A 4,628-nucleotide genomic window follows, 5' to 3' on the forward strand; every position below is an offset into this window, starting at 1 on the left:
CATGTGATCCAGCATGTCATTCCCGATGACCTGTCCCGAAGGACCTGTTTTCCGGGCGGCAATGTAGCACTCCACCCCGGCACCGCAGCCAAGATCAACCACGGTATCACCCAAAGCGATGCCTGCGTCCAGGACCGGGCTTCCGCACCCATAGGAGCGAATCCTGGCGGATTTGGGAATATGGGACATTTCCGCATCGGGATAGCAGACCGGATTGGTGATGTCCGTATTCTCCTGTTGTGCGGCAGCCGAATAAAATTGCCCCACAACGCCATGGGTATCGGCCAGGGTGAGTACGCAATTGGAGTGGGTCAGGGCCACAACTTCACCTTCCTTTTCACAGTGCAGCAACTTCTCGCCCATTTTTCGCCGGATCTGGGGCCAGGGCGCTTCTTTGGTAACTTGAGCCGACTCAACCATTAACCACACTGCCAGGCGGCTATGCAAGGGCAGGTAGGGGTCATGACCCAGGTATGATCCGCCGTTATGGAAGCTGTGATCAATGTCCGGACCGCCAACAATGTATTTTAAAGGATTGTCCCCATAGACGGGATCATCCTTCACCGATAAACTTCGCAGGGTTCCAAGGACGTCACTGTTTCGCCAGATCGTCTCCAATCCCTGGGAAACATGGCCGCATACGGTCTCTTGACGGTCGATCAGGGCCGGGGTAGGGTAGATCATGCCGTCTGGGCCCAGTGCCAGCGACTCCCACCCGGCATTGCCCAGGTCGTATTTGGTGCCTGGGGTGGAGAAGACCCTGGCGGCCAGGTTGGTGATATTATCAATGGACAGATCGTGGGCTGCTGCCATATCCTGGGCCTCAATCAAATAATTGAACAGCTCAGCCATGGGCACCGCCGGCTGGGCCGATGCCCGCCCTGTGGTTAAAAGCCACATGTAATGGATGGCGTTAATCGAAAACTCTACCCCCAGCTCTACCATCTTTGTCATCTGATGGAAATTGTCCGGGTGCACCACCATGGAGAGGGTGGTTATAATATTCGATCCTTTTAGAGTGGCAAGGCCGGCGGTTGTTTTGGCAAATGCCCCGGTGCCTCTTAAGCGATCGTTGGTCTCTTCAAGACCATCCAGGCTGACCTGGAGAAACAGGCGTTCACACGGCAACGTCTTGAAGAAAGCAAGGTGGGCCGGTATCAATATTCCGTTGGTTAAAATCACGAGCAGGGTGTCGGGATATTCATTTAAAATCAGCCGGCAAATTTTCTGGAAATCGGGGTGTACCAGGGGTTCTCCGCCGGTTAAATAAAAAATCCGGGTGCCCAGGCCGTAAGCCTGGAAGACCGTGGCGGTGATCATGTCGAAATCCATGGTCCGGCTTGTTTTGGATGAACAGGAAAAGAGGCAGTGGCGGCAGGCAAGATTGCATTTATCAGTGATATGCAGCCAGAACTCCTTTAACGATTTAAGGGTCAATGCGTGGGCACGGCCCTTGTAATCGGCTGTGTCCGGTGATTTTAATAAGGAGAGAAACTGGGATTCACGGACGATGGCGCTAAAATCTGTATCACCGGGTGCCAATGAAGCCCCCGGATACTGTTTTCTCCCGTCCTGATTTTTGGAAGAGATAAGCTTTTGAAGCAGCCGGTCTCCTGCGGTACTGGGGACGATCCAGTCCACAGATTCGGGGTTGATATATACGGCGGTGTTGTCCTGTTCAAGTCTGATCCAGCTATGATATTGATCTGTGTCCAAGGTGTGTACTCCCATTGTGATTGTGCAAGTATCAAGATTCAAAAAACAATTATTTACGCTGCCAGGCCAAAAACCGTTCAATAATCCCTATCGCAGTTTTCGGCACCCGGGCTCTTTTCCAGGCACCCGCAGCAAATCGGCCGGACTCTGCCAGGGTCGGGTAAATATGTATGGTGCCAAGGATTTTATTAAGTCCGATATTGTATTTCATGGCCAAAATAAATTCATGGATCAAATCTCCGGCATGGGACCCCACAATGGTCACCCCCAGGATTTTGTCTTTTTGGGGAACGGTCAGCACCTTGACAAATCCCCGGGCTTCGGAGTCGGCAATGGCCCGGTCCAGATCGTCAATCGCGTAGCGGGTCATCTCGTAGGGAATATCGGCGGCAAGACAATCTTTTTCGTTCATTCCCACCCGTGCCACTTCGGGATCGGTAAACGTACACCAGGGGATCACCCTGTAGTCTGCCGTGAATTTTTTAAAAGACCCGAACAATGCGTTTACAGAGGCATACCAGGCCTGGTGAGCGGCCACATGGGTGAATTGATAAGGGCCGGCAACATCACCGGCCGCATAAATATTGGGCATGGTGGTCTGCAGCCATTTATTGGTTTTAATGGTACCATTGGGGTTCAGCGCCACCCCCAGTTTTTCCAGCCCAAACCCTTGGGAATTGGCCACACGGCCCAAGGCAATCAAAAGGGCGTCAAACGGAACGGGCACTTCTTGTCCATCCGAATTTCGGGTACAGATCAGTTTTTTTTCGTCATTGTCCACCCGGATCTCCTTTGTCGTGTGCCCGGTGAGGACCCGAATGCCCTCCTGGATGAAGGTCTCTTGGATGAAATCGGACACATCGTCATCTTCCCGGCCCATGATCCGGACAGCTCTGCCTACCAGGGTAACCTGGGCACCTAAACGGGCAAAGGCCTGGCTGATTTCGCACCCGATGGGACCGCCCCCCAGCACCACCAGCCTTTGGGGTAAATCTCTCAAAGACCAGACCGTATCAGAGGTGAGATACTGCACCTGGTCAAGGCCGGGGATGGCCGGAACCATCGGCCGGGCCCCCGTTGCCACGACAATGCTGCGGGTGGTGATGACTTTACCGTTCACCTGAATTTTATATGGGGAGATGATATGGGCCTCGCCCCGGATGCAATCGACCCCGAGTTGGGTATACCGCTCCACAGAATCATGGGGTTCTATTTTTTTGATGATCTTTTCCACTCGCTCCATGACCGTTTTAAAATGGAAGTCAATATGGGTATGTTCAAAACCAAACTCCTTGGCCCTTTTGGCATACGAGAGTATTTTTGCGCTGCGCAGCAAGGCTTTGCTGGGCACACACCCGGTGTTCAGGCAATCTCCCCCCATTTTGTCCTTTTCCACCAATGCCACACCCGCCTTTACAGCCGCTGCAATATAAGAGGTCACAAGACCTGCGGAACCGGCACCGATAACCACCAGGTTGTAGTCAAATTTTGAAGGCTTGGAAAATTTTGCCATGACCCGCCGGTTTTTCAAAAAGCCTGTGAACGCCTTTGCCATCCAGGGGAAAAGTCCCAAAATGGCAAAGGAAGCGAGCAATGGAAAGGAGAGAATCCCGGATGCGCTTTCCACCTGGGATAACCGGGTGCCGGCATTGATGTAAGCAAGGGTCCCTGGAAGCATGCCCAGCTGACTTACGATGTAGAATATGCCCGTTTTAATGGGGGTCAGTCCCATGAGAAGGTTGATGACAAAAAAGGGAAACACCGGCACAAGGCGCAGGGTGAAAAGATAAAAGGGACCGTCGGTTTCAATTCCCTCATTTATTTTTTTGAGCCGGTCGGAAAATCGATCCTGGATGTACTCCCTTAACAGAAATCGGGACGCAAGAAATGCCAGGGTCGCACCGATGGTGCTGGCAAAGGAGACAATGATTGTGCCGGTCCAAAGCCCAAACACGGCACCGCCTGCCAGGGTCATCACCGCGGCTCCCGGAAGTGACAGGGCTGTTATAACGATATAGACCGCCGCATAGATGAAGATGGTTAGAGTTGTGTTTTCGACATAAACATGTTCCATGGCGGCTTGTTGGGATTTAAGAGCCTCGAAGGTCAGGTGCCGGTGAAGATCCAATGAAAAAAACAGGATAACGCCCAGGATAAATGTTCCAAGAATGAGTACCTTAAAGAGTTTTTGATTCATTTTATATCCAATTCCATTAAAACGTTTAGGAAGGCGGAAAATGATGCAAGTCCACCCGGGCAAAACAGTATGCCGGCAATGACTGAACCGGAAACTATTGTCTGTGACTCAGTTACTAAAAAATAGCATGTAGCCGCCATGCCGTAAATGTTGTTTTCAGATTGTGTGGTTCACAAATCCCTCACAAGAGTGTTTTCATTTGACTGGTTCCTGCAAGGGCCGTTATGATTGAAACAAATCATTGGAGGCCCGGACTGGACAACAAGATCTCATGTCGGAACACCTAAATCGAAAGGAGCCCCATGCAGAAAAAAATTCTTGTGGTGGAAGACAATGCCGAGCTTTCCGACCTTCTCCTTCTTCATCTCTCCGACCAGTTCTGGCAGGTGGATCTGGCCCGTGACGGCTTTACCGGATATAAGAAGGCGGCAGGCGGGGGTTACGATCTCATCGTCCTGGACATTATGCTGCCGGGCATGGACGGCATCGAGATTCTTAAAAGCATTCGGGGCATGGGCCTGGTCATTCCAGTGCTCATGCTGACCTCGAAGTCTTCCGAGATCGACAGGATTCTCGGTATAGAACTCGGGGCGGATGACTATATTACCAAGCCCTTTTCCATCCGGGAACTCGTTGCCCGGATCAAATCCATATTCCGGCGTATGGAAAACCTCTCCGTCATGAAGAAGAGCGCGTCAGAATACATCATCCAGGC

General features: G+C 51.8%; 3 protein-coding genes. 1 reads left to right on the forward strand and 2 read right to left on the reverse strand.

From position 1 onward, the window contains the following. The coding region (locus tag B3D59_RS05310) for a radical SAM protein (protein WP_286818227.1) at positions 1 to 1,716 on the reverse strand (1,716 nt) is incomplete at its 3' end. Positions 1,717 to 1,765: 49 nt separating this feature from the next. Then, the gene (locus B3D59_RS05315; RefSeq protein ID WP_286818229.1) at positions 1,766 to 3,913 is read right to left on the reverse strand and encodes an FAD-dependent oxidoreductase; all 2,148 of its coding nucleotides are present in this window, start codon (positions 3,911 to 3,913) and stop codon (positions 1,766 to 1,768) included. Positions 3,914 to 4,215: 302 nt separating this feature from the next. Here B3D59_RS05315 and B3D59_RS05320 point away from each other — a divergent pair. Continuing rightward, positions 4,216 to 4,628, forward strand: a 413-nt coding sequence (locus B3D59_RS05320) for a response regulator transcription factor (RefSeq protein ID WP_286818231.1), incomplete at its 3' end; no start/stop codon positions are given.

It is taken from the genome of Desulfobacter sp. UBA2225 (assembly GCF_002348205.1).
Lineage (GTDB): Bacteria > Desulfobacterota > Desulfobacteria > Desulfobacterales > Desulfobacteraceae > Desulfobacter > Desulfobacter postgatei.